Genomic DNA, 23,181 nt, shown 5'->3' on the forward strand with positions numbered 1-23,181 from the left:
TCATGGCCACACCGATGCCCGTTGCGCTGATCGACGACGATAGGGATTTGCGCCGCGCCACCGCCCAGACGCTCGAACTCGCCGGATTTTCCGTTTCAGCCTATGACGGCGCGAAAGCTGCCCTGGCCGACCTGCCGGCGGACTTTGCCGGCCCCGTCGTCACCGATATCCGCATGCCGGAGATCGACGGGCTGCAGCTCTTCGCTACCCTGCAAGGCATGGACGCCGACCTGCCGGTGATCCTGATGACCGGCCACGGCGATATTCCGATGGCCGTTCAGGCGATCCAGGACGGCGCCTATGATTTCATCGCCAAACCCTTCGCGGCCGATCGGCTCGTCCAAAGTGTGCGTCGCGCCAGCGAGAAGCGCCGGCTTGTCCTGGAAAACCGCATGCTGCGCAAGGCTGCCGAAGACGCGCAGGAGAATTCGCCGCTGATCGGCCAGACGCCGGTGATGGAAAGCCTGAGAAACATTCTTCGCCATATCGCCGATACCGATGTCGACGTGCTCGTCGCCGGCGAAACCGGCAGCGGCAAGGAAGTGGTCGCTCAGATCTTGCATCAATGGAGCCACCGCCGGAAGGGCAATTTCGTGGCGCTGAACTGCGGGGCGCTCCCCGAAACCGTCATCGAAAGCGAGCTGTTCGGCCATGAGGCGGGCGCCTTTACCGGCGCCCAGAAGCGACGCACCGGCCGCATCGAACATGCAAGCGGCGGCACGCTGTTCCTCGACGAGATCGAAAGCATGCCTGTCGCCACCCAGGTCAAGATGTTGAGAGTGCTGGAAATGCGCGAGATCACCCCGCTCGGCACCAACGAGGTGCGCCCGGTCGATCTGCGCGTCGTCGCCGCCGCCAAGATCGACCTCGGGGATCCCGATCTGCGCGGTGATTTTCGCGAGGATCTCTATTACAGGCTGAATGTGGTGACGATCTCCATTCCGCCGCTGCGAGAGCGCCGCGACGATATTCCGCTGCTATTCTCTCACTTCGCCACCCGCGCCGCCGAGCGTTTTCGCCGCGATGTCCCGCAACTCTCAGAGAATGTTCGCCGCCACCTCGCCACCCATGCATGGCCGGGCAATGTCCGCGAGCTCTCCCACTATGCCGAACGCGTGGTGCTGGGCGTGGAAGGCGGCGGAGCGACATTAGTCCCCCCGCAGCCGACGGGCGGCACGCTGCCCGAACGGCTGGAGCGCTACGAGGCGGAGATCATCCGTGACGCGCTTGCGGCCAATGACGGCGACGTGCGCCGCACCATCGAGGCGCTCGGCATTCCGAGAAAGACCTTTTACGACAAGCTGCAGCGCCACGGCATCAACCGCGGCGGTTATGCCGCGCGCAAATAGGCTGTTTCAGACTTCCACCAGTCCGAGCTTCTTCACCTGGCGGATCGTCAGCATGGTGCGCACGGTATCGACATGTTCATTTGCCGTCAGCACTTCGATAACGAAATCCTGGAAGTGGGTGAGATTTTCAGCCACGCAATGCAGCAGGAAATCACTGTCGCCGGAGACCATCCAGGCCTGGCGCACCAGCGGCCATTCGGCGGTCGCCGCGGCAAACGCCTTGAGATTGCCTTCCGACTGGTGCTTGAGGCCGACCATGCAGAAAGCGACCAGATCGAAGCCGAGCCTCGGGCTGTTCAGCATCGCGTGATAGCCCTCGATGATGCCGGCTTCCTCAAGCTTGCGCACCCGGCGCAGGCAGGGCGGCGCCGAGATGCCGACGCGGTCGGCAAGCTCCACATTGGTCATGCGGCCGTCGGCCTGCAATTCCCGGAGTATCTTTATGTCGATGACGTCGAGCTCGGCGCGACCCACATCATGGCCTTTCTTTAATTCTCCGCGGGGAGCTTCTATATAAAGCGGCGGAATACGCAAGAATGTTTCACGCCGATGACGGATTCTTGCACATCCGGGCGATTTGCCTTGTTGGTAACGCAAGGCTGCCCTTGAATAAAAGCATTGGACGTTCATAAATGGCGCATGGACCGCGAAACGGCCGCAATCGCCATCTAGCCGCCGCCTCCTGCCCAGTCGAAAGGAAATGACATGCCCGCCCGCCATACCAAGGTGCTCATCATCGGTTCTGGACCCGCAGGCTATACTGCCGCGGTCTATGCCGCGCGCGCCATGCTGAAACCGGTTCTGATCGCCGGTCTCGAACAGGGCGGCCAGTTGATGATCACCACCGATGTCGAGAATTATCCGGGCTTTGCCGATCCGATCCAGGGTCCCTGGCTGATGGAACAGATGCTGCAGCAGGCAAAACATGTGGGCGCCGAGATCGTTAACGACGTCGTGACCGAAGTCGACATGAACCAGCGTCCCTTCGTCGTCCGCACCGACAGCGGTCAGGTCTGGACCGCCGATACGCTGATCATCGCCACCGGCGCCAAGGCCAAGTGGCTCGGCATCGAGAGCGAGCAGCATTTCCAGGGTTTTGGTGTTTCGGCTTGCGCCACCTGCGACGGTTTCTTCTATCGCAACAAGGATGTGATCGTGGTCGGCGGCGGCAACAGCGCCGTCGAGGAAGCCCTCTATCTCTCCAACATCGCCAAGTCGGTGACATTGGTGCATCGCCGAGATTTCTTCCGGGCTGAGAAAATCCTGCAGGAACGTTTGTTCGCCAAGGAAAACGTCAAGGTCCTGTGGAACACCGAAGTCGCCGAAATCACCGGCGCGCCGGCCAAGCCGCCGATGCCGCAATCCGTCTCCGGCGCCCGGCTGCGCGACGTCAGAACCGGGGTGATCACCGAGATGCCGATCGACGGCGTCTTCGTCGCTATCGGCCATGCGCCGGCCACCGAGCTTTTCAAGGACAAGCTGAAGCTGAAGGACAACGGCTATCTCTGGACCGCGCCGGATTCGACCGCGACCAGCCTGGAGGGGGTCTATGCCGCGGGCGACGTGACGGATGATACGTTCCGCCAGGCGATCACTGCCGCCGGCCTGGGATGCATGGCGGCACTTGAAGCCGAGCGATATCTGACGGGCCACATGCCCGTCGCCGTGGCAGCGGAGTAAGATCGGCATGAGGGGTGGGGGAATGCCATTGGATTGGGACAAGCTGCGTATTTTTCACGCAGCTGCCGAGGCGGGTTCGTTCACGCATGCGGCGGATAAACTGCATCTGTCCCAATCCGCCATCAGCCGCCAGGTCAGCGCGCTGGAGCAGGATGTCGGCACCAAGCTGTTTCACCGCCATGCGCGCGGCCTGATTCTGACGGAACAGGGCGAGCTGCTTTACCGCACCGCCCATGACGTGCTGCTGAAGCTCGAAACCGTGAAGATGCAGCTCACCGAGACGAATGAGACGCCGTCCGGCAGGCTGCGCGTCACCACCACGGTCGGCCTCGGCCAGGGCTGGCTGACCGACAAGATCCAGGAATTCCTGCAGCTTTATCCCGATGTGCAGATCCAGCTGATCCTCGACAACGAGGAAGTGGATGTGAACATGCGCCATGCCGACTGCGCCATCCGCCTGCGCCAGCCGCAACAGTCCGACCTCATCCAGCGCAAGCTCTTCACCGTGCACATGCACGTCTATGCCGCTCCCTCCTACATCAACCGCCATGGCGAGCCGCAGAAGATCGAGGATCTCGACAATCACCGCATCATTACGTTCGGCGAGCCCGCCCCGAGCTACCTGCTCGACGTCAACTGGCTCGAGGTCGCCGGCCGCTCATCCGACAACAAGCGTATCCCGCATCTACAGATCAACAGCCAGACCTCGATCAAGCGGGCCGCCCTGCTCGGCATCGGCGTCGCCTGCCTGCCGGATTACATCGTCGGCCGCGACCCTGGCCTGATCCAGCTGGCGATCAATGCCGACGTCCCCTCCTTCGATACCTATTTCTGCTATCCCGACGAGATCAAGAACGCCGCCAAGCTGAAGGCCTTCCGCGATTTCATCGTCAGCAAGGCCAGAAACTGGAACTTTTAAGCCGGTTTTGTCGACGTTTTGCATACTATGCAGAAGGCGCATGACTGGCATGCGCAAATAAGGGTTGCCGTTTGCCCAATAAACCACCATATCGCACATAGCTGATGCACATGGTGGCTTTTCCTCCCAGTTCCACCGCATTAGCTGTTCCCCTCTGGAGGTTTTTGACCTTCACACTTATAAGGGCCCTGGTTTTCCAGTGGCCCTCTTTTTTTGCCTTGCTCGCTCAGGGAAATGCCGCACCGCAAAAAAATTGTGCGACGCATAGCAGACATGCACAAAAAAGCATTGAAACCTGCCTAGGGAAGCACCATATCTCTCATAGCTGATGCATCTTGTGGTTTCTCTCCCAGTACCACCGCATTAGCTGTTCCCCTCTGGAGGTTTTTGACCTTCACAATTACAAGGGCCCTGGTTTTTCGGTGGCCCTCTTTTTTTGCCCAAATTTTGCTCATTCGATAAAATTCGCCCCTCACGCCTCCGTGATTTGCATATCGAAGCCCGGCGATCGATATATCGATCAAACACGATCTATAGTTCGGCGAACCACGATGGACAAAGACGAGATTATTAAGGCACTCGCCCACCCTACCCGGATGGACATTCTGAGCTGGCTGAAAAATCCGGAGAAACATTTTCCCTCGCAGGAGCACCCTTTCGAAATGGGCGTCTGCGCCAGCCAGTTCGAGCGCTGCGGCCTGTCGCAGTCGACGGTCTCGGCTCATTTGGGAACGCTGCATCGCGCCGGCCTCGTCACCACCAAACGCGTCGGCCAGTGGATCTTCTACAAACGCAACGAACAAACGATTGCCGCCTTCCTGAAGCAACTGACGCAGGATCTTTAGAATGCCCCTCGCCCTCCTCGTTCTCGCCTTGAGCTCGTTTGCGATAGGCACCACCGAATTCGTCATCATGGGTCTGTTGCCCGAAGTCGCGGCCGATCTCTCCGTCAGCATCCCGCAGGCCGGATGGCTGGTCACCGGCTATGCGCTGGCGGTTGCGATCGGCGCCCCCGTGATGGCTATTTCGACCGCGAAGCTGAAGCGCCGCACCGCCCTGATTGCGCTGATGGCCTTCTTCATCGCCGGCAACCTGCTGTGCGCTCTGGCGAGCGACTACTGGGTGCTGATGATCGCCCGCATCGTGACCGCACTTTGCCACGGTGCCTTCTTCGGCATCGGCTCGGTCGTCGCCGCCGGCCTCGTCGCCGAAGACCGCAAGGCCCGCGCCGTGGCGCTGATGTTCACCGGCCTGACGCTTGCCAATGTTCTCGGCGTGCCGCTCGGCACCGCGATCGGCCAGGCCTATGGCTGGCGCGCCACCTTCGGCGTCGTCACCATCATCGGCGTCGTCACCATCTCAGGCCTGATCGCCATCCTGCCCAGAGATAGGCAGCAGGAAAACGGCAGCATCCTGCGCGAGATCGCAGCACTGAGGAATGGCGGCCTGTGGCTGGCGCTTTCCACCACCGTCTTCTTCGCCGCCTCGATGTTTGCCCTCTTCACCTATATCGCGCCGCTGCTGCGCGACGTCACCGGCGTTTCGCCGGAAGGCGTCACCTGGACACTGTTCCTGATCGGCCTCGGCCTGACCGTCGGCAATCTCATCGGCGGCAAGCTTGCCGATTGGCGCCTCGGCACAACGCTCGCCGGCGTCTTCGCCGCGATCGCCGTCACTTCGATCGCCTTCAGCTATACCAGCCGCTTCTTCATCCCGGCTGAGATCACCCTCTTTCTTTGGGCACTAGCAAGCTTTGCCGCCGTGCCGGCGCTGCAGGTCGGCGTCGTCGGCTTCGGCAAGGACGCTCCCAACCTCGCCTCGACGATCAATATCGGCGCCTTCAAACCGGCAATGCGCTGGGCGCCTGGGTGGGCGGCCTGGTTATCGACGCCGGCTTCGATCTCACCCGCGTTCCGCTCGCCGCAGCCCTGATGGCTCTCATCGGCCTCGGCGCGACGACGCTCACCTATCTCTCCGCCAGGGGCCGGGCCACCCTCGCCCCCGCCGAGTGATCCTCCCGCAAAAGAAAGGACCATCATGGCCAAGCTTTTTGAACCCACCAAGGTTGGCGACATATCAGTCAAGAACCGCATCGTCATGGCGCCGCTCACCCGCAACCGCTCGCCGGGCGCAATCCCCAACGACCTCAATGTCGAATATTACCGCCAGCGCGCCACCGCGGGCCTGATCATCACCGAAGCGACCCCGATCACCCATCAGGGCCAAGGCTATGCCAACGTGCCTGGCCTCTATACCAAGGAAGCGCTCGACGGCTGGAAGCGCGTCACCGATGCCGTCCACGCCGGCGGCGGCAAGATCGTCGTTCAAATGTGGCATGTCGGCCGTATCTCGCACACGACGCTGCAGCCGAACGGCGGCAAGCCGGTCTCCTCGACCAATCGTACCGCAAAGTCCAAGACCTATCTGGTCAATGCCGACGGCAGCGGCAGCTTTGCCGACACCTCCGAGCCGCGCGCGCTCGAAACGGCTGAAATTCCCGGCATCATCGAGGATTACCGCAAGGCCGCCCGCGCCGCCATCGATGCCGGTTTCGACGGCGTCGAAATCCACGGCGCCAACGGCTACCTCCTCGACCAGTTCATGCGAGACGGCATCAACGACCGCACCGACCAATATGGCGGCTCGATCGAAAACCGTGCCCGCCTGACTTTCGAGGTCGTCGATGCCGTGGTGAAGGAAATCGGCGCCGGTCGCACCGCAATCCGCATTTCGCCGGTCACGCCATCGAACGATAGCTACGATTCCAACCCGCAGGCGACCTTCACCCACGTCGTCGAGAGGCTGGCCAAATACGACCTCGCCTATATCCACATCGTCGAAGGCCAGACCGGCGGCGACCGAGATTACAAGCAGGGCGACAACCCCTCCTTCGACTATAAGGCGCTGCGCCAGGCCTATGAACAGGCCGGCGGCAAGGCCAATTGGATGGTCAACAACGGCTATGACCGCGATCTGGCAATTGATGCCGCCGAGCGTGGCCGCGCCGATCTCGTCGCCTTCGGCAAGCCCTTCGTCGCTAATCCCGATCTCGTCGAACGGCTGGCCAAGAACCTGCCGCTCAACACGCCCGATCAATCGACCTTCTACGGCGGCACCGCCAAGGGCTATATCGACTATCCCACGCTAGAAAAGGTCGCCTGAGTCTTTCGACCCGAACTACGAAATCCCGCCTTTGGCGGGATTTCCCAGATTGCTGGCAAAGTCGGCCAACTCCTCTTCCGTCATGCTCGGGCTTGTCCCGAGCATCTGCCGCCCGTGCAGTAGATCCTCGGCACAAGGCCTGTCAACAAACCGCAAAATCCCGGCGAAGGGCGGGATTTCTGCATTCGGGATCCCTATGTAGGACGCCATGTTCGCTCACTATCTCGATCGCTGGTCGCTCATATCAGACGGCGACCCCATCCTCACCCATTCAAGCCGCCTGCTGCCGGTCCTCTGGCAGGAGAGACCCGCCATGTTGAAAGTCGCCACCGATATAGACGAACGATATGGCGCGCTGCTGATGCAATGGTGGGACGGCGACGGCGCAGCTGATGTTTATGCCCACGAAGGCGACGCCGTATTGCTGGAACGGGCAACCGGTAAACGCTCGCTGCTTGCCATGGCGATGGACGGCGAGGATGACGAAGCAAGCCGCATTCTCTGCCGCACGGCGGCACGGCTGCATGCGCCGCGCGAAAAGCCGATTCCCGATCCCATTCCCCTCAGCCGCTGGTTCCGCGATCTCGAACCGGCCGCCGGCCAACATGGCGGCACGCTTGCCGATTGCGCAGCGATCGCCAATGCCCTGCTTGCCGATCCGCGCGACCTCGCAGTCCTCCACGGCGACATCCATCACGACAATGTCCTCGATTTCGAGACGCGCGGCTGGCTGGCGATCGATCCGAAGCGGCTTTACGGCGAGCGCGGCTTCGATTTCGCCAATATCTTCGCCAACGAGGAATTACCGACCATTACCGACCCCATCCGTTTCCGCCGCCAGCTGGCCATCGTCTCTGCCGAGGCCCGGCTCGAGCCGAAGCGGCTGCTGCAATGGATCGCCGCCTATTCCGGCCTTTCCGCCGCCTGGTTCCTCGGTGATCCCAATGTCGAGCAGGCAGATAAAGCCCTGACGGTCGCCCGGATCGCGCTGGCAGAACTGCAGTCCTAGAGCATTTCCGTTTTTCTGCGAATCACGAAAATGCTCACTCTCTTTGTTTTCACGCGATTCCCGGCAAAAGCGTTTCACCCTTTGCCTGGCAAAGCCGCGACTCACTTTTGCTGAATTGCTCTAACCGGCATTCTCAGGCGAATGCCCGATAAAGGCAGCGGCCGTGGCGCGACGCGGTTCGGGCAGGCAGCCGAGCGCTGCGAGCGAAGCCCTGACCGCCTCGTCGATCGGCGTCTGCGGTTCCTTGCCGAGTTCGGCAACAAGCTTGTCGTTTCGCATTCGCAGCGGCACCTTCCAGAGATAACGCATCTCGTTGATCTCGCGCATCATCGGAATAAAGGGGGCGGCGAGCGCTATGATCCACCCGGGAAAACGGCCGATCTTCGCCTTGCCACCGGCAACGCGCTTGATCGCTTCGGCCATCTGCATGCCGTCTGCATCCCAGAAACCATCCATATGATAGACGGCAAAGGACGGCAGCCGATCGGCTCGGTCGATCAGCTGGGCAATGGTTTCCGCCATATCGGGCAGATAGGTCCACTGATGGCCGACGCCGCGCCGCCCCGGATTCTTGATCGTGCCGACCGGCTTGCCCGGCGTGACGAGACCCGATGAGAACCAGCTGTTACCGGTCGCGCCCGGACCGAAAACATCTCCGGCCCTGACGATGATGGCGCCGGCACCGGCCTGCGACGCCGCCTCTAGAGCGTTTCACGTTTTGACGGAAGCATAGCCAGCGTTTGTGAAGTAGTTTGCGCATTCGTCAGGCTTGATGGTGCCGACGAGGTCTCCGAGATGACGCCAGGTGTCGTCGACGGTTCGCTTTTGGGCCTGGCGCATCCAATGTTTGATCTTGGCGAATGCCTGTTCGATCGGATTAAGGTCAGGGGAATATTTCGGCAGGAACCATAGTCTGGCGCCGGCCGCCTTGATGGCATCGCGGACGGCCTTAGCTTTGTGAGAGCCGAGGTTGTCGAGGATGACGATGTCGCCGGGCTTAAGTGTCGGGATCAGCTGTTGGCGGACATAAGCCTCGAAGCACTCGCCATTGATTGGGCCATCGAAGACGCAGGGCGCAGTGAGCCGATCACAGCGCAGAGCGCCGAGGAAAGTGAGTGTGCGCCAGCGTCCATGTGGGGCAAAGCCGCGCAGCCTCTTGCCCCTCGGTCCCCAGCCGCGTAACGGCGCCATGTTGGTGCGGATCCAAGTTTCGTCGATAAAGACGAGCCGCTTCGGATCGAAGCGGGCTTGCCAAGTCTTCCAGCGCTGCCTGTGCCGGGCAATGTCGGCACGGCCCTGCTCAAGGGCGAATAGCGTTTTTTTTGAAGCTCAGACCTTCACGGCGCATGAACTGCCAAATGGCATTATGGGAGACGGCGATACCGCGGGCGGCCAGTTCGTCCTTCAGCCGATGCAGCGTCAGGTGCGAGATCTGCTCGATCCGCTCGACAATGAAGGCGCGATGCGGCTCCAGCACCCGCCGGCGATGGCCACCCATCTTACCGGGCGAGACGCTGCCGGTTACCCGATGGCGCTGCGACCACTTCACCACAGAGGAGACGGCAATGTCGAACCGTTCAGCCACCACCCGGCAGCTCTGACCGCCTGCAACTGCAGCCACTACGCGTTCACGAAGATCATTCGAATAAGGTCGCGTCATCGATGCTGGCCTCCATTCCAGCACCCAGGATGAATCACAATTCTGCTGATTTGGGAATCCCACCTCGATTCCGATAAGCAATGAACCGCTCTAGCCGCTTCTCCATCTCGACGCGGATCGCCCCCTTCTTCGTTAGCGGATGCTGCGGACTTTCTTCCGCCGGCGCCGGCAGGGCATCGGGACCGAAATTATAGACGTTGCCCGGCAGCACGATGCGCGCATCGACGGCGCGGGCAGCGGCGATGGTATTGTCGAGCATCGGCAGCACCAGCGTTTCCCAGTCGCGGTAGCCGGGCGGATTGACGGCATGAACGATCAGGCCGACCCCGTCGGCCGCCCTCAGCACGTCACCGGCATTCATCGCATCGCCCTGCACCCATTCGAAAGCCGGCTCGCTCCTCGACGCCTTGGCGGCGTCACGGTTGAGCGCCCGGATACGCCAGCCGCGCGCCAGCAGCTTGCGGGCAACCGCGCCGCCGATACCGCCCGTCGCCCCGAGTACCAGTGCCGTCGTCTTCATGTCTCGGCTCATGACAATCATCTCCTTCGACCGGATGAGATGAGTATGTCCTCGGAAGGCGATAAACGAAATTGACGAAATAAGTGCAGTCATTATACAAAAATACATGAAGCCTGAACCGAACTGGGATTTCTACCGCAGCTTTCTAACCGTGCTCCAGCAAGGGTCGCTTTCGGCCGCCGCCCGTGAATTGGGGCTGACCCAGCCGACCATAGGCCGCCATGTCGACGCCCTGGAACGGGCGGTCGGCGCCGAGCTCTTCATCCGATCGCCGAACGGCCTGTTGCCGACCGACGCCGCGCTGGCACTGAAGCCCTACGCCGAAACGCTGGCGGCAACCACCGCCGCGCTTTTGCGCACCGCATCCGGCCAGCGCGAGCGCGTGGCCGGAACCGTCAGGATCAGCGCCAGCGAGGTCATCGCCGTCGAAGTGCTCCCTGGAATTCTCGGACCGTTGCAGGAGACCTATCCCGAGCTCCAGATCGAGCTCTCGGCATCGGATACGATCGAGGATCTGGTGAACCGGGAGGCCGATATCGCCGTGCGCATGGCCGAGCCGCAGCAGGATGCGCTGATCATGCGCCGCATCGGCGATATCCCGCTCGGCTTCCACGCCCACCGCCGCTATCTCGAACGGCACGGCATCCCCGAAACCATCGCCGATCTCGCAAACCATCGCCTCATCGGCTTCGATCGGCAGACGGCTTATGTCCGCATGGTGATGAAACGCTATCCCGCGCCGGAGGGCATCAAATTCTCCTACAGGACCGACAGCAATCTTGCCCAGCTTTCGGCGATCCACGCCGGCGTCGGCATCGGCATCTGCCAGACCGGCCTCGCCCGGGAACATCCCGACCTGCTTCGCATCCTGCCCGACGCATTCGAGATCCCGCTCGGCACATGGGTGGCGATGCATGAGAGCCTGAAGACTTCGCCGCGCTGCCGCGCCACCTTCGACGCGCTGGTCAAAGGGCTCCAGGACTATCACCGATATTGCACAAGCGCATGACCCCATAAGCACATGACTCGGCATCCGGCCCGACCGGTGACGGCACGTATCGAAGGAGGAAGGATTCGGGATTGTGTCATCGCGCATCCGCAAGCGGCGGCCGATTATGCCGCGCTCAAATGAAGGTGGCAGCCGGATTCGGGATGAATGGCGAACGTCGCGCGAGCATTTGATGGGCGATGGTTCGCGTCACATACCCTGCGAAGCCTCGGCCGCGCGGCCCTTCCACTGGCTGTCCACCACTTCGGTTTCGGGCCGATCGCCGCCCTCGGCATATTCCTCATGCCACTTGCCGTTCTCGTCCTGCCAACTGATCTCGGCGGAATCGCCGCCGACCTGCTGTTCGTCCGCGACGATACGCGCGGCTTCGAGCGCCTCGGCGTGGGTCGGGAATGCCTCGGAATAGACGCCTCCGAGCCTGTAGGCCCAACCGCCGTCATGCGGCACGACTTCGTAGACCACCTTGATCATGCATCCGTCTCCTCATCTTTATTGCGCATTCGCACGCTTCCGGACAGGATCCGGATCATCGCGGCCGCTTGACGAGAATTCGAGGACGCCGCGATCTGCTTTCCGGCCCCGATGACATTCAGTATTCCATTAAACGCCGAAGACTGCAAATGAGACTGAATGGAGGCTTGCTTGATATGCGAAATCAGAGGCTTAGATAAAACGCATAAATCCGGACAGGAGCTAAGTCTTGGAGTTTGCGTCACGCTTGAGGGAAGAGACGTTTCTGGTCGCCGCACTTGTCGTTGCAGCGATCGCCTATTTCTTGGAACATGCAGTGATCGAGATGGGACGCGGCGTCGCGCTGATCGCAGCCGCCGCCCTGGTCGGCACCATCGTTCTCGCCTCGATCCGTGTTGCCCATCATGCCGAGCTGCTCGCCGTCAAGGTCGGCGACCCCTACGGCACGATGATCCTGACGCTTTCGGCCGTCGCGGTCGAAGTCATCATCCTCGCCATCATGATGAGCGGCGAGAGTTCGCCGACGCTGGTGCGCGACACGATCTATTCCGCGCTGATGCTCGATATCAACGGCATTCTCGGCCTGGCAGCTTTGCTCGGCGGCCTCAAGCACGGCGAACAGCCCTATAACGACAATTCAGGCAAGACCTACGGCGTGATGATCCTCACCGCCATGGGCATCTCGATGATCGTCCCAGAATTCGTGCCCGCCGACAGATGGCACTATTATTCCGCCTTCACCATCGTCGCGATGATCGCGCTCTATGGCCTCTTCCTGCGCATGCAGGTCGGCCAGCACAGCTATTTCTTCAGCTACAGCTATCCGCGCTCCGAACGGAAGAAGGAAAGTCCGGAGGAGCACGGCCCCGACGAGTCGGCCGCGATGTCGATCGCGACCATTCTCGTCGGCGTCGTCATTATCGGCCTGCTGGCGGAGTTCATGGCCGCCTTCATGACAGAGGGTCTGCGCGACAGCGGCGCGCCGATCGCCGTCACCGCCGTCGTCGTCGCAGCGATTTCAGCCGCCCCCGAGATCCTGACCGCCTTGAGGGCTGCACTCAGAAACCGCATGCAGGCGACGGTCAACATCGCCATGGGCGCCTCGCTGTCGACGGTAATCCTGACCGTGCCCGTCATGGAGGCGATCGCACTCTATACCGGCCAGCCCTTCATCATGGCAATGACCCCGGTGCAGACGGTGATGGTGACAATCACCTTGATTGCCGCCGCGATCAACCTCAATGACGGCGAGACCAACGCCATCGAAGGCATGACGCACTTCATCCTCTTCGCCACCTTCGTCATGCTGACGGCGCTGGGGCTTTAAAGGCTTGCCTTGCGACAGTCATTCCTTCGACTTTTCGAGGAAACGCTCTTTCCGGGTTTTCGGCTTGAAGCGCCGGAAGAAATTTTCGATCGCTCGGATGGATTTGGTGACGGACATCAGCCGGTCGATCTGACCGTTGGCATTGTGGAGCCGCTCGGACAAGACCTCGGCAGCCGTCATTGCAATCTCGATCGGCGGCACCTGCGGAAACCGTTTGGCGAGTGCCGCATAGGGGCTGGCATCGACGCCGCCCATCATCGAGATCGCCCCCATCCGGGCAAAGAGACGCAGGAAGATCTGTTCGAACGTCCAATCATGCACATCGAAGACCTTCCACTTCTCGCTTCTCTTTGCCGAAAAGCCGGCAAGCAGGATCTTGCCCGGCAGTTGAAGGTCGGCGAGCCAGAGCGCCATCGCAAAGCCGCTCGTCGCAATCTTGCCCATCGGATAGAGATCGCCGAGCATTTGCGTCAGATCGAGGTGGCGGGCTCTGACGCCTTTGAAGCGGCTCTCCTCACTGAAGTTTTCCTCAGCCGAGACGCGAATATTGACGACGCCCAGAAAATCGTTGCCGGCAAAGAAGCGCAGGACATCCCCCACTTCGCGCCGGTGAACGATATTGGCGCCCATCACGCCGCTGCGGGCCACCAGCACCGCATGTCCGGCAAAGGGCTCGTCGAGCACCTTATAGACATTGTTGAAGAACACGTAGAGCGCCGTCTCCGGCAATTCGTTTCGCAGCCGCTCGAAATCAACCGCCTCGCTGTTTGCCACCAGCACGACGTGGGAATAGCGCGACAGCAGCGCCTTCCACGCGTCCGGCGTCAAGACATTGAAGCCGCAATCCGCGGTGGCCGTGGTTTGTGTATCGCTGGGAATTGATTCCATATCGGCTCACATGCACTTTCCAAGGACGATGCGCTCGGCCCGCCTCACTAGCTGTTGCTGAAATAGGCGCGCATCCGTGCAAGCCGCGTCAGCCCGCCGACCTGCTTTCCCACATGCGAGAGGAAGCCCGCGAGCCGGCCCGTCATTGACGGCTGCCTGCAGAAGGAGGCCCAGGGCGTGTTGCGGAGATCCTCGGCATAACGTTCGGCCATCCGCCGGTGAACCCAGGGAACGGTCGCCTGCCACGGTTTCTTGCGGCCGGTGAAATGAAAGATGGCCGGCCGATCGACGAAAGGCAGCAGGCCCGTCTGCGTATTCCAGCGCGGATCGAGCACCAGCCAGTCGCGATCGAACGTGACGTTCAGCGCATCCTGGTCGTTGTTCTCGAAGAGATGCGACCGCTCCTCGAAGATTTCCCGCGTCCTGGCGAAAAGCCCCCTCGTCCGGCAGGCCGACCAGTCGAACAGCAGCACGCCGGCATTGAAGTATCGGCCGCCATCGCCCATGCCGATCTTGCGCTGCCGCGCGCCTGATTTCTCGGGGAAAGCCATGACGTAATCGTCGACGGCGGCAAGCGCCTTGCCTTGCAGATCTCTCGCAAAGAGTTCATCGACGGGCGCCACCGCGAGCACATCGGCATCGAGGTAAAGCAGGCGCTCGACAGTCTCGGGAATGTGCAGATCCATGTAAAGCCGCGCCAGCGTCGCGGCGGACCAGCGGCCTCGCGCCTGTCGCGCCGTCTCCGGCGTAGCATAAGGCAGCACCTTGATCGCCATGCCGTGCAGACGCGCGAAATTGCCGACCTCGGTGATCTCGTTCGGCTTGAGATCAATGCCGAGAAGCAGGAACTCTATGCCGGCGTTCGTGAGATTGCGCTTGACAGAAAGCAGGGTGCAGCAGGCGGCCGGCAGCATGTTGACATCCGAACAGACGATGACGGCACTCTGCTGCAAAATCCGGCCTCCCGAAGCGGTAATTAAACTTGATGCCGGATATCTAGTTGGTTTGGCGTCCGCCCGCAACCGCAGACCGCCCGTCCCGTCGGCGCTCGCTCTCACGTTTTGAATCGGAATTCAACGACTTGCGAGGCAAAGCGGAATCAATGCGGCAACGCGTTGAATCGGCATATGAGCTATAGCCGCAATGCCAGCGGATGATCGACGAGCAGCCGGTCGACGGTCGCAAGCTGCAACCCTTCAACCTTGCACTGTGCCAGCAGCAGCCGGTCGAAGGGATCGCGCGCTCCCGGCTCGGGATCGGCGGCGGTGATGACGTGCCGAATTTCGATCCCCAGCAGGATCAGTCCTATTTCCTCAAGAGACCCGGCAATGTCTTCGAGCGGCATGCCGGGATCCAGCTTTCCCAGACGAGCCTTGATTGCCGTTTCCCAAAGGCTTGCGACGCTGACGAAGCCCACGGTTTTGCTGTCGCCAAGCAGCGAGGCGATCTCGGGAAATCGCTCGCCGGCGTCCTTCCGCAGGATCGCCAGAACGATGTGAGTATCAAGAAGAAGTCTCATGACTCCGGCAGGGGCCTCAGGAAAAAATCCTCAGGCAGCGGATCGTCAAAATCGTCCGCGATGAATGGCACCGGATTGGTAATACCCCGAGCACGAAGATAAGCCTGACCGGCCTCCAAATTCAAACCGCCGCGTTTCTGATGTGGCACGAGATCGAACACCGGGCGTCCGTTCCGCGTCACGATAATGGTTTCGCCTTCCTCGACCTCGCGGGCGAGCTCGGTCAGGCGGTTTTTCGCATCGCGGATCGAAACGGTCTTCATAGTCTCAAATGTAGCCACATGCAGCCACATCGTCAACGCCGCACAAGCAAAAGGCCCGCCGTCACCGGCGGGCCTTCGATCGATATTATCGCAGTCCGATTTACTTGCAGGCGCCGCAGAAGCGCTGGATGCGGCGGCAGGCTTCCTCGAGAAGCGTTTCCGAGGTCGCGTAGGAGATGCGGAAGTTCGGACCGAGGCCGAAGGCCGAGCCATGAACGACGGCAACGCCTTCGGTTTCCAGCAATTCGGAAACGAAATCCTCATCTGTCTCGATGACCTTGCCCGAAGGAGCCGTCTTGCCGATCAGGCCCTTGCAAGAGGGATAGACGTAGAAGGCGCCTTCCGGAACCGGGCAGACAATGCCCTTGGCCTGGTTCAGCATGGACACGACGAGATCGCGGCGGCCTTCGAAGATCTTCTTATTTGCGGGGATGAAATCCTGCGTGCCGTTCAGCGCTTCGACAGCCGCCCACTGAGCGATCGACGTCGCGCCCGAGGTCTGCTGCCCCTGGATCATGTCCATAGCCTTGATGAGCTGGATCGGGCCGGCGGCATAGCCGATACGCCAGCCGGTCATTGCGTAGGCCTTGGAGACGCCGTTCATCGTCAGCGTCCGATCGTAGAGGCTCGGCTCGACCTCGACGGGCGTGACGAACTTGAAGTCGCCATAGGTCAGATGCTCGTACATGTCGTCGGTCAGAACCCAGACATGTGGATGCTTGACCAGCACGTCGGTCAGTGCCTTCAGCTCGGCATGCGTATAGGCTGCACCCGTCGGGTTGGACGGCGAGTTGAAGATGAACCACTTGGTCTTCGGCGTGATCGCCTTTTCGAGATCCGCCGGCTGGAGCTTGAAGTTATGCTCCTGGGTGGCCGAAACGAAAACCGGCGTGCCGCCGCACAGCGCCACCATCTCCGGATAAGACACCCAGTAAGGCGCCGGGATGACGACTTCGTCACCCGGGTTCAGCGTCGCCATGAAGGCGTTGAACAGGATTTGCTTGCCGCCGGTGCCGACGATCGTCTGCTCCCAGGAATATTCCAGGCCGTTCTCGCGCTTGAACTTGGCGGCGATCGCCTTGCGCAGCTCGGGGATGCCGGAAACAGGCGTGTACTTCGTCTCGCCGCGGTTGATCGCGTCGATGGCCGCCGTCTTGATATTATCGGGCGTATCGAAATCCGGCTCACCCGCGCCGAGGCCGATGACGTCACGTCCTTTTGCTTTCAGCTCGCGCGCTTTCTGAGAGACGGCGATGGTGGCTGAAGGCTTCACACGAGAAAGAGCATCGGCAAGGAAGGCCATGATATCGGTCCTATTGGTTGAAACGGGCAGAAAGCCGGGACCGGAGTTCTGCGGTTAGCTCTATGTCCAATGTATGACGGCATTTCAAGCGCAAAGGCGTGATGGGGGCAATGATTCTTATTGATCGTTTCGCCGCACCGGCGAGCCGGCCCGCCGTCCTCTTCGGCAAGGCTTGCGGCGCGTAGTCAATAATCAATCTGGGTGAATTGCTTTTTAAGGTATTGCTGATGAACTGCCGCCATGACAAAGCCGCCCCGCAAGCCTTCCAAGCCGCTGCTCGGTGAAGCCTACGAGCGGCTCCACAACCGACCGCGCCGGCGGCGAGATCCCGCTCAGCCTGATCCTCCTCTCGATCCGATGCCCGCACGTATCGCGCCAGACGACCCGGAATTGAATCAGGCCGACGGTCGGCAATACCCTCAGACGACCTGCCGGAACATGGCTGTTCGCAACTACCTGAACCTCAACACGGCGATCTTGCTGGGGATCCTGATTATTGCGATCGTCTTCAGGCTCCACAAGATTACCTTGCCGCTGGTCGACGGCTTCAGCTGGCGCGAGATAAGCACCGCAATGATGGCCGACAATTTCCAGCAGCGCAGCTGGAACATCTTCTTTCCTGAGGTCAGCTGGACCGGGCCTGGGCCAAGCTATCAGGGCCGCGAATTCCAGATCGTCAGCTATCTTACAGCCCTGCTCTATCAATTCTTCGGCTGGCACGACTGGTTCGGCCGCGTGGTTGCGGCCTTCTTCGGTCTGGTGACGGTGTTTTCGTTGCACAGGCTGACGGCGCAATGCTGGGGGGAGATGCACGCCCACGCAGCGGCACTGGCCTATGCGCTGATGCCGGCGGCGATCATGATCGACAGCTCGTTTCTTCCCGATCCCGCGATGCTGGCCTTGGTAACTCTCGGCGTCTGGCTGTTCGTCAAATACTGGGCCGGCGGCAGCGGCTGGCTCTTGCCGCTCGCCACGGTCAGCTTCACGCTCGGTGTCCTGTCAAAGCCACCAGGCTTGGCCGCCGGTGCCGTCATCTTCTACCTGATGGTCTTCTGGATTTTGGAAAAGAAACTAGAACAGGCGGCCGGGGTCTTCCTGTCGGGGCTCGTGAGCCTGGCCGTCATCGGCGCTTATTTCAGCTGGGCGATTTATCTCGGCCGCAGCTATCCGCCGTTTCATGTCGCCGGCACCGGCGGCTATATCTGGGAATCCGGCTTCCGGACATACGTCAGGGACAGGTTCTACTTCCAATCCGCGTGGAACACCTCGCTATTGTGGTTCTACGGCTATCCGTTCATGATCCTGCTCGCGGTCGGCTTGTGGATGCCGCCCAGCCCCCCCGAAGACCGTAGGCAGTGCACCCTTTCGGCCATCCCCTATGTGTGGCTGGCTGCGGCCATGGTCGTCTATCTGGCGGCGGCGGGCGAGATCACTAGCAATGTGTGGAACTTCCACATCTTCCATGTGCCGGTCGCGATGTTGTGCGGCCGCGGCGCGCTTCTTCTGGCGACGCTTGCATCGCGAACCGTTTTATCGCCGGTGGTCGTGCTTCGCGCGATCTGCATTGTGGCCGTCACGCTTGTCTGGTCGACCCTTCCCCTCGTCAGGACGATGAAGAAGCCAATCGCCATGAAGGGCAAGCTGCTGGGCGAGGAACTGGCGCGGTTGGCGCAGCCCGGCGAGCTTGTCGTCGCCATCGCGCCCGAGGTCGGCGATCCCGTCGCAGTCTACTACAGCAGGGCGCGCGGCTGGGTGTTCCCGCCTGGCGGAGGCGATACCGAATGGTCGAAATTCGTCGCCGACGATGCCACCGCGATCGCCCAACTCGAGGAACTGCGCGCGCAAGGCGCGGATCTGTTCGGCGTGGCCAAGAACGCCACCGACAAGCAGGACCTGCTGTTCGTCGAGCATCATGACGGGGTCATCGACTATCTGGAAAGGACCGCAACCAAGCTTGTCGATTCGGATGATTTGCTGGTCTACAGGATCACCCGTCCATGAGAGCCGCGACCGTCCGAGGCCAGGGGTCTCGGACAGGATATGGCCCCGACCCCGGCACTTTCGCGGTGGCGACGATCGCATTTTTCGCCTTTTGAAATCAGCAAGATCGCCGGACTTCGTCATCGCCACCAATAAGCCGCAACAAATGCCGTGCGTCGCCGCAATTCGGTCGTGAGCGCGCCGAGATCGAAGCAGCATTATTCCGGTCTCCGAAATTGGTTATTGAGGGTGCGCCAATGTTTCTGGAAGATGAGCTTGCCGTCGGGCGCATGCGCATGCGCCGGATTTCCGTTTCACTTTTTGTCGCGGTCACCGCCCTTGTTGCCTGCATCGCCGCAATAGTGGGGTTTGCCTCCGCCGCCCGCGCCGAGACGCAACAGGCATCCAACCAGCTCGCAGCACTTGTCCGGCCGAACGGCGTCAACAGCGGCTCGCCGGCGGGCTTTTATGTTGAAGCACCATGGCTGAAGCCCGACGTCGCCATCGATGTCTCCGGCCCGATCGCCAAGGCCGCCACGATGGTCGCGCAGAAGTCCTCGACCATGAACCTGACGCAGACGGCAACGCAGGCCGAGGAGCAGATCATCCGCGGGCTCACCATGCTGCTCCTGGCGCTGACGGCGGCAAGCGGGCTGGCAGTCTGGCGTCGTCGCCTCAAGGGCATTGTCTTGATCGGAGCCAAGCCCGATGGTCGTTAGGCCTGCTGCAAGCCAGAATGAGGGAGCGACTGAATTCGAGCCGCTTCCGACCTATCTGGAACTCGCCCTTGCCGCCGCCACGGCCCACGATGTGCCGAAGGCGCGGCGAAGGAAAGGCTTTTTCCTCTGGCGCCTTTCCTCGACCGAACGGGCGATCGCCTTTGCCATTGCCGGTCTTGCCCTTTACGGCCTGGCGCTGATCGGCGATGGCTTCCTGCTGAAGGCGAAGGCTGGGCTGATCGACCAGGCGACGGGTTCCGTTCAACCGGCAAACACAAAGCCGTTATTGCGGACCGAATGAGGTTGAAGCGACCCCCTGCCCGCTCCACGTTCGAACTGGAGAGACGACGGGAAACAAGATGAAGAGACTGTCCGCCTTCCATTTCGCAGCAGCACTAGCCCTCTTCAGCGCGGTATCCGCCGATGCCGCCGATACTGTCAACACGCAGGGCCCGACCGTCCGTGTCGACAAGCTCGCCGACGGACTCGAACATCCCTGGGCTGTCGAAATCTTGCCCGACGGCGCCTATCTCGTCACCGAGCGGCCCGGCCGCATGCGCATTATCCGCGACGGCAAGGTCTCCGATCCGATCGCCGGTGTTCCGAAGGTCAGTGCCCGTGGCCAGGGCGGCCTGATGGACGTGGCGCTCGCTCCGGACTTTGCCAAGAGCCGCAGGCTGTATTTCACCGCCGCCATCGCCAATCGGCAGGGCTCCGGCACCGAAGCCTTCAGCGCCACGCTTTCCGCTGACGAGAAGAGACTGGACGCCGTCACGCCTGTTTTCACGATGCAGCGCTTCACCTCGGGCAACATCCAGTATGGCTCGCGCATCGCGATTGCCCCCGACGGCAGCCTGTTCATCAGCGTCGGCGACCGTGGCGACCGCGACCGCTCGCAGGACTGGCGGGACGACGCCGGCTCGATCATCCACATCAACGCCGACGGCAGCATCCCCGCCGACAATCCTTTCAAGGACGGCGGCAAGGCGCTGCCGGAAATCTGGTCGAAAGGCCACCGCAATCCGCAGGGTATCGCCTTCGATAGCAAGGACGACAAACTCTACACTGTCGAACATGGTGCGCGCGGCGGCGACGAGATCAATCAGCCCGAGGCAGGCAAGAATTACGGCTGGCCGATCATCACCTACGGCCGCGATTATTCAGGCGCCGAGATCGGCGAAGGTACCGCCAAGAAAGGGCTTGAACAGCCGCTGCATTACTGGGATCCGTCGATCGCCCCCGGGGCGCTCGCCGTTTATCGCGGCGCTATGTTCCCGGAATGGGACGGCAATTTCCTCGTCGCGGCGCTGAAGTTCCAGCTGCTCTCGCGCATGCAGCGTGACGAGAGCGGCGCCTTCGTGGCCGAAGAGCGCCTGTTCGAGGGCGAATACGGCCGCATCCGCGATATCATCGTGGCGCCTGACGGCGCGCTGCTGATGGTGACGGACGAGGATGACGGATCACTGCTCAGGATCTCGCGCGCCGAGGCCAGTAACGGCTGAAAGATCACAACGCGCCGCGTAGCTCTTTGCGGATGCGAATTTCAGTCCGGACCAGATCTCATCGACGGCGCAGACCTTGACGTCGACAAGACCGGTCGGAAGGAGAATCTCTCGCAACACATCCTCGGTGACATCGGTCGGCACCCGCGAACGTTTCTTCGGCCATGAGATCCAGAGCATGCCGTCCGGCTTCAGAACACCGAGGAGCGTAGGCGCGATCGCCTCCAGCGCCTCTCGTTCAGTCACAAACAGATGCATATAGTCGAACGCCCGCCGAGGTATTTCTGGAAGCGCAAGGGCGACCGAGGCAAAACCGTCGAAGCCATGGATGTCGTTAATCGCCTTTGGAACGCTAAGAAGGGCGGCCGCCTGCCCGCGCACAAGGCCGAGCTTCCTGGCGAGCGGCGTGCCTGAATAGCCTGCCGTCCCGGGCGTTGCCGCCATGTCGCCGGCCGGCCGGCCTTCTTCGCGTCGCATGCCCTACCTCCATCGTCAGGTGTGAAGTGTTCACCCTTGCCTAGAAGAAACGCAACTGCTAACCGATTGGGCACATCCCTTCCCCATCGAGGACGACATGACGCGCGCTCAGGCGAACCTCCTCCTATTGCTTGCGGCCGCCATCTGGGGCGGCGGCTTCGTCGCGCAATCGACGGCGATGAAGGCGATCGGTCCCTTCTGGTTCATCGCCCTGCGTTTTGCCGTCGCCACATTGCCGTGCTGCCCTTCGTCGTTTTTGAAGCGCGCAAAACCAAGGTGAAGACAAGCCGACGCCATGCGAAACTCTATGTCCTGACCGGCCTTGCCCTTTTCAGCGGCGCGGCCACGCAGCAGGTCGGGCTGCAGACGACGACGGTGACGAATTCCAGCTTCATCACCGGCCTCTATGTCGTCTTCGTGCCACTGATCGCCGTGTTCTTCCTGCGTCGTGCCCCGCATTGGGTCATCTGGCCGGGCGCGCTGATGGCTATCGCGGGTATCTATCTTCTGTCCGGCGGTCATCTCTCGGCCCTCACATCAGGTGATCTCCTGACCGTCGTCTGCGCCGTCTTCTGGGCAATCCAGATCACCCTGGCCGGCACGACCGTGTCTGCCACCGGAAGGCCGCTCGCGCTCTCGGCCACGCAATTCGCCATCACCGCGGTCTGCGCGCTTGCCATTGCCGCAGCCGTCGAACCGATCACCCTATCGGCGATTTGGGCCGCAGCACCTGAGATACTCTATGTCGGCATCTTCTCCTCCGGCCTCGCCTTCGTGCTGCAGGTGATCGCCCAGCGCTACACCACGCCCTCGCAGGCCGCGATCTTCCTCTCGTCCGAGGCATTGTTCGGCTCATCACTCGCCGCCCTTCTGCTCGGCGAGACGATGCCGGCGACAGGCTATGCGGGTTGCGCGCTCCTGTTTACCGCTATGCTTGTGGTCGAACTCGTGCCCGGGCTCGCCCGGCGACGCGTGCCGGCCGCCTGAACACGCGTCCAAATATGGATTGGTCACGCATCGGAAAAAATTTTGCCGGAGGCGTGTGAAGACGCGCTCACGTTGCATTTTTGGGAAAATCTGCTCGCAACTTATATTGCAGACGATATAAAACGTTAATCATTCCCTATCTTCGAAGAAAATTTTGCGTTTTTGCGCAAACTGGATATCCGCAGGGGTCTGCCCCACCCGGCACGCTAAAAACTTTTGCTTGCCAAAATCCTTTAAACGCAGCACTCTCAGCGCGTTCGGGCATTTTGCGAGCATGGGAAGTCCTTAAGTATTTGCGCGCCGGGAACGCTAATATTCCGGTCAGCCGGTTCCGAAAATGGCGGGCGAAAGTCCTGCCTGGAGCAGGCAGAGGTAGAGGGGACCTTTTTCTCACATTTCAAGAATTGCCTGCCAACACCTCCCGCAAGGAGGCAATG

The 23,181-nt window shown here is 61.3% G+C and carries 18 protein-coding genes and 7 pseudogenes; 14 read left to right on the forward strand and 11 right to left on the reverse strand.

All coding sequences use genetic code 11. The features are described 5' to 3' along the window. Positions 1 to 2: 2 nt before the first annotated feature. Positions 3 to 1,349 (forward strand): sigma-54-dependent transcriptional regulator, encoded by a 1,347-nt coding sequence (locus PO860_RS14130; protein WP_273884293.1) that lies wholly within the window; start codon positions 3 to 5, stop codon positions 1,347 to 1,349. A gap of 6 nt (positions 1,350 to 1,355) precedes the next feature. On the opposite strand, the gene PO860_RS14135 is transcribed toward PO860_RS14130, so the two are convergent. Next, positions 1,356 to 1,823 (reverse strand): Lrp/AsnC family transcriptional regulator, encoded by a 468-nt coding sequence (locus tag PO860_RS14135; protein WP_049736233.1) that lies wholly within the window; start codon positions 1,821 to 1,823, stop codon positions 1,356 to 1,358. A 231-nt stretch (positions 1,824 to 2,054) separates the two neighbouring features. Here PO860_RS14135 and trxB point away from each other — a divergent pair, with 231 nt between their 5' ends. The 6 genes and pseudogenes from trxB (at position 2,055) to PO860_RS14165 (ending at position 8,119) form a co-directional block, all read left to right on the forward strand. Continuing rightward, a complete protein-coding gene (trxB, locus tag PO860_RS14140; RefSeq protein WP_273884294.1) occupies positions 2,055 to 3,029 on the forward strand; it encodes a thioredoxin-disulfide reductase in 975 nt (324 codons plus the stop codon). A 22-nt stretch (positions 3,030 to 3,051) separates the two neighbouring features. Further along, positions 3,052 to 3,948 carry a LysR family transcriptional regulator VtlR gene (locus tag PO860_RS14145; RefSeq protein ID WP_183608077.1) on the forward strand — a complete coding sequence of 299 codons (897 nt, stop codon included), beginning with the start codon at positions 3,052 to 3,054 and terminating at the stop codon, positions 3,946 to 3,948. 551 nt (positions 3,949 to 4,499) lie between these two features. Beyond that, on the forward strand, positions 4,500 to 4,793 hold the full coding sequence (locus PO860_RS14150; RefSeq protein ID WP_183608076.1) for an ArsR/SmtB family transcription factor: 294 nt from the start codon (positions 4,500 to 4,502) through the stop codon (positions 4,791 to 4,793). Position 4,794: 1 nt separating this feature from the next. Next, positions 4,795 to 5,960 (forward strand): annotated as a pseudogene (locus PO860_RS14155) (MFS transporter). 25 nt (positions 5,961 to 5,985) lie between these two features. Continuing rightward, the gene (locus PO860_RS14160; protein WP_183608074.1) at positions 5,986 to 7,110 is read left to right on the forward strand and encodes an alkene reductase; all 1,125 of its coding nucleotides are present in this window, start codon (positions 5,986 to 5,988) and stop codon (positions 7,108 to 7,110) included. 208 nt (positions 7,111 to 7,318) lie between these two features. Further along, the gene (locus PO860_RS14165) at positions 7,319 to 8,119 is read left to right on the forward strand and encodes an aminoglycoside phosphotransferase family protein (protein WP_183608073.1); all 801 of its coding nucleotides are present in this window, start codon (positions 7,319 to 7,321) and stop codon (positions 8,117 to 8,119) included. A gap of 120 nt (positions 8,120 to 8,239) precedes the next feature. Here PO860_RS14165 and PO860_RS14170 read toward each other — a convergent pair. The 3 genes and pseudogenes from PO860_RS14170 to PO860_RS14180 form a co-directional block, all read right to left on the reverse strand. After that, positions 8,240 to 8,824: pseudogene (locus PO860_RS14170) on the reverse strand (Rossmann-fold NAD(P)-binding domain-containing protein); the annotation flags it as partial. A gap of 6 nt (positions 8,825 to 8,830) precedes the next feature. Continuing rightward, positions 8,831 to 9,779, reverse strand: a protein-coding gene (locus PO860_RS14175) for an IS630 family transposase (protein WP_273885870.1) whose coding sequence is annotated in 2 segments (ribosomal slippage) — positions 8,831 to 9,442 and positions 9,444 to 9,779 — 948 coding nt in all. Because the reading frame shifts where the segments join, the coding sequence is not laid out codon by codon here. Between the two features lie 88 nt (positions 9,780 to 9,867). Next, positions 9,868 to 10,311: pseudogene (locus PO860_RS14180) on the reverse strand (NAD(P)H-binding protein); the annotation flags it as partial. A gap of 94 nt (positions 10,312 to 10,405) precedes the next feature. On the opposite strand from PO860_RS14180, the gene PO860_RS14185 reads away from it, so the two are divergent. Further along, entirely contained in the window at positions 10,406 to 11,308 is a 903-nt protein-coding gene (locus PO860_RS14185) for a LysR family transcriptional regulator (RefSeq protein ID WP_273884296.1), read from the forward strand. A gap of 189 nt (positions 11,309 to 11,497) precedes the next feature. On the opposite strand, the gene PO860_RS14190 is transcribed toward PO860_RS14185, so the two are convergent. Then, a complete protein-coding gene (locus PO860_RS14190; RefSeq protein ID WP_183608070.1) occupies positions 11,498 to 11,779 on the reverse strand; it encodes a DUF2188 domain-containing protein in 282 nt (93 codons plus the stop codon). Positions 11,780 to 12,008: 229 nt separating this feature from the next. Here PO860_RS14190 and PO860_RS14195 point away from each other — a divergent pair, with 229 nt between their 5' ends. Then, entirely contained in the window at positions 12,009 to 13,106 is a 1,098-nt protein-coding gene (locus PO860_RS14195; protein WP_273884297.1) for a calcium:cation antiporter, read from the forward strand. 18 nt (positions 13,107 to 13,124) lie between these two features. On the opposite strand, the gene PO860_RS14200 is transcribed toward PO860_RS14195, so the two are convergent. From PO860_RS14200 to PO860_RS14220, 5 genes are all read right to left on the reverse strand, one after another. Next, positions 13,125 to 13,994 (reverse strand): 3-deoxy-manno-octulosonate cytidylyltransferase, encoded by an 870-nt coding sequence (locus PO860_RS14200; RefSeq protein WP_273884298.1) that lies wholly within the window; start codon positions 13,992 to 13,994, stop codon positions 13,125 to 13,127. 47 nt (positions 13,995 to 14,041) lie between these two features. Next, positions 14,042 to 14,947 (reverse strand): glycosyltransferase family 8 protein, encoded by a 906-nt coding sequence (locus PO860_RS14205; RefSeq protein WP_183608067.1) that lies wholly within the window; start codon positions 14,945 to 14,947, stop codon positions 14,042 to 14,044. Positions 14,948 to 15,126: 179 nt separating this feature from the next. Continuing rightward, positions 15,127 to 15,513 (reverse strand): type II toxin-antitoxin system VapC family toxin, encoded by a 387-nt coding sequence (locus PO860_RS14210; RefSeq protein ID WP_273881161.1) that lies wholly within the window; start codon positions 15,511 to 15,513, stop codon positions 15,127 to 15,129. Beyond that, positions 15,510 to 15,776: a type II toxin-antitoxin system Phd/YefM family antitoxin gene (locus PO860_RS14215; protein ID WP_183608065.1), complete on the reverse strand. Its 267-nt coding sequence runs from the start codon at positions 15,774 to 15,776 to the stop codon at positions 15,510 to 15,512. Before PO860_RS14215 ends, PO860_RS14210 begins: the two co-directional genes overlap by 4 nt. A 100-nt stretch (positions 15,777 to 15,876) precedes the next feature. Further along, the gene (locus tag PO860_RS14220; protein WP_273884299.1) at positions 15,877 to 17,079 is read right to left on the reverse strand and encodes a pyridoxal phosphate-dependent aminotransferase; all 1,203 of its coding nucleotides are present in this window, start codon (positions 17,077 to 17,079) and stop codon (positions 15,877 to 15,879) included. A gap of 240 nt (positions 17,080 to 17,319) precedes the next feature. Here PO860_RS14220 and PO860_RS14225 point away from each other — a divergent pair, with 240 nt between their 5' ends. From PO860_RS14225 to PO860_RS14240, 4 genes and pseudogenes are all read left to right on the forward strand, one after another. Next, positions 17,320 to 19,080 (forward strand): ArnT family glycosyltransferase, encoded by a 1,761-nt coding sequence (locus tag PO860_RS14225; protein ID WP_430523281.1) that lies wholly within the window; start codon positions 17,320 to 17,322, stop codon positions 19,078 to 19,080. 236 nt (positions 19,081 to 19,316) lie between these two features. After that, positions 19,317 to 19,589 (forward strand): annotated as a pseudogene (locus tag PO860_RS14230) (marine proteobacterial sortase target protein); the annotation flags it as partial. Positions 19,590 to 19,767: 178 nt separating this feature from the next. After that, positions 19,768 to 20,016, forward strand: a pseudogene (locus PO860_RS14235) (class GN sortase); the annotation flags it as partial. A 121-nt stretch (positions 20,017 to 20,137) separates the two neighbouring features. Then, positions 20,138 to 21,280 carry a PQQ-dependent sugar dehydrogenase gene (locus PO860_RS14240; protein ID WP_273884300.1) on the forward strand — a complete coding sequence of 381 codons (1,143 nt, stop codon included), beginning with the start codon at positions 20,138 to 20,140 and terminating at the stop codon, positions 21,278 to 21,280. A gap of 4 nt (positions 21,281 to 21,284) precedes the next feature. Here PO860_RS14240 and PO860_RS14245 read toward each other — a convergent pair. Next, positions 21,285 to 21,757, reverse strand: a pseudogene (locus PO860_RS14245) (DUF3052 domain-containing protein). A gap of 97 nt (positions 21,758 to 21,854) precedes the next feature. Between PO860_RS14245 and PO860_RS14250 the strand changes: the two are divergent. Further along, positions 21,855 to 22,744 (forward strand): annotated as a pseudogene (locus tag PO860_RS14250) (DMT family transporter). Positions 22,745 to 23,181: the final 437 nt, after the last annotated feature.

This window comes from Rhizobium binxianense (genome assembly GCF_028994275.1).
GTDB classification, from domain to species: Bacteria; Pseudomonadota; Alphaproteobacteria; order Rhizobiales; family Rhizobiaceae; genus Rhizobium; species Rhizobium binxianense.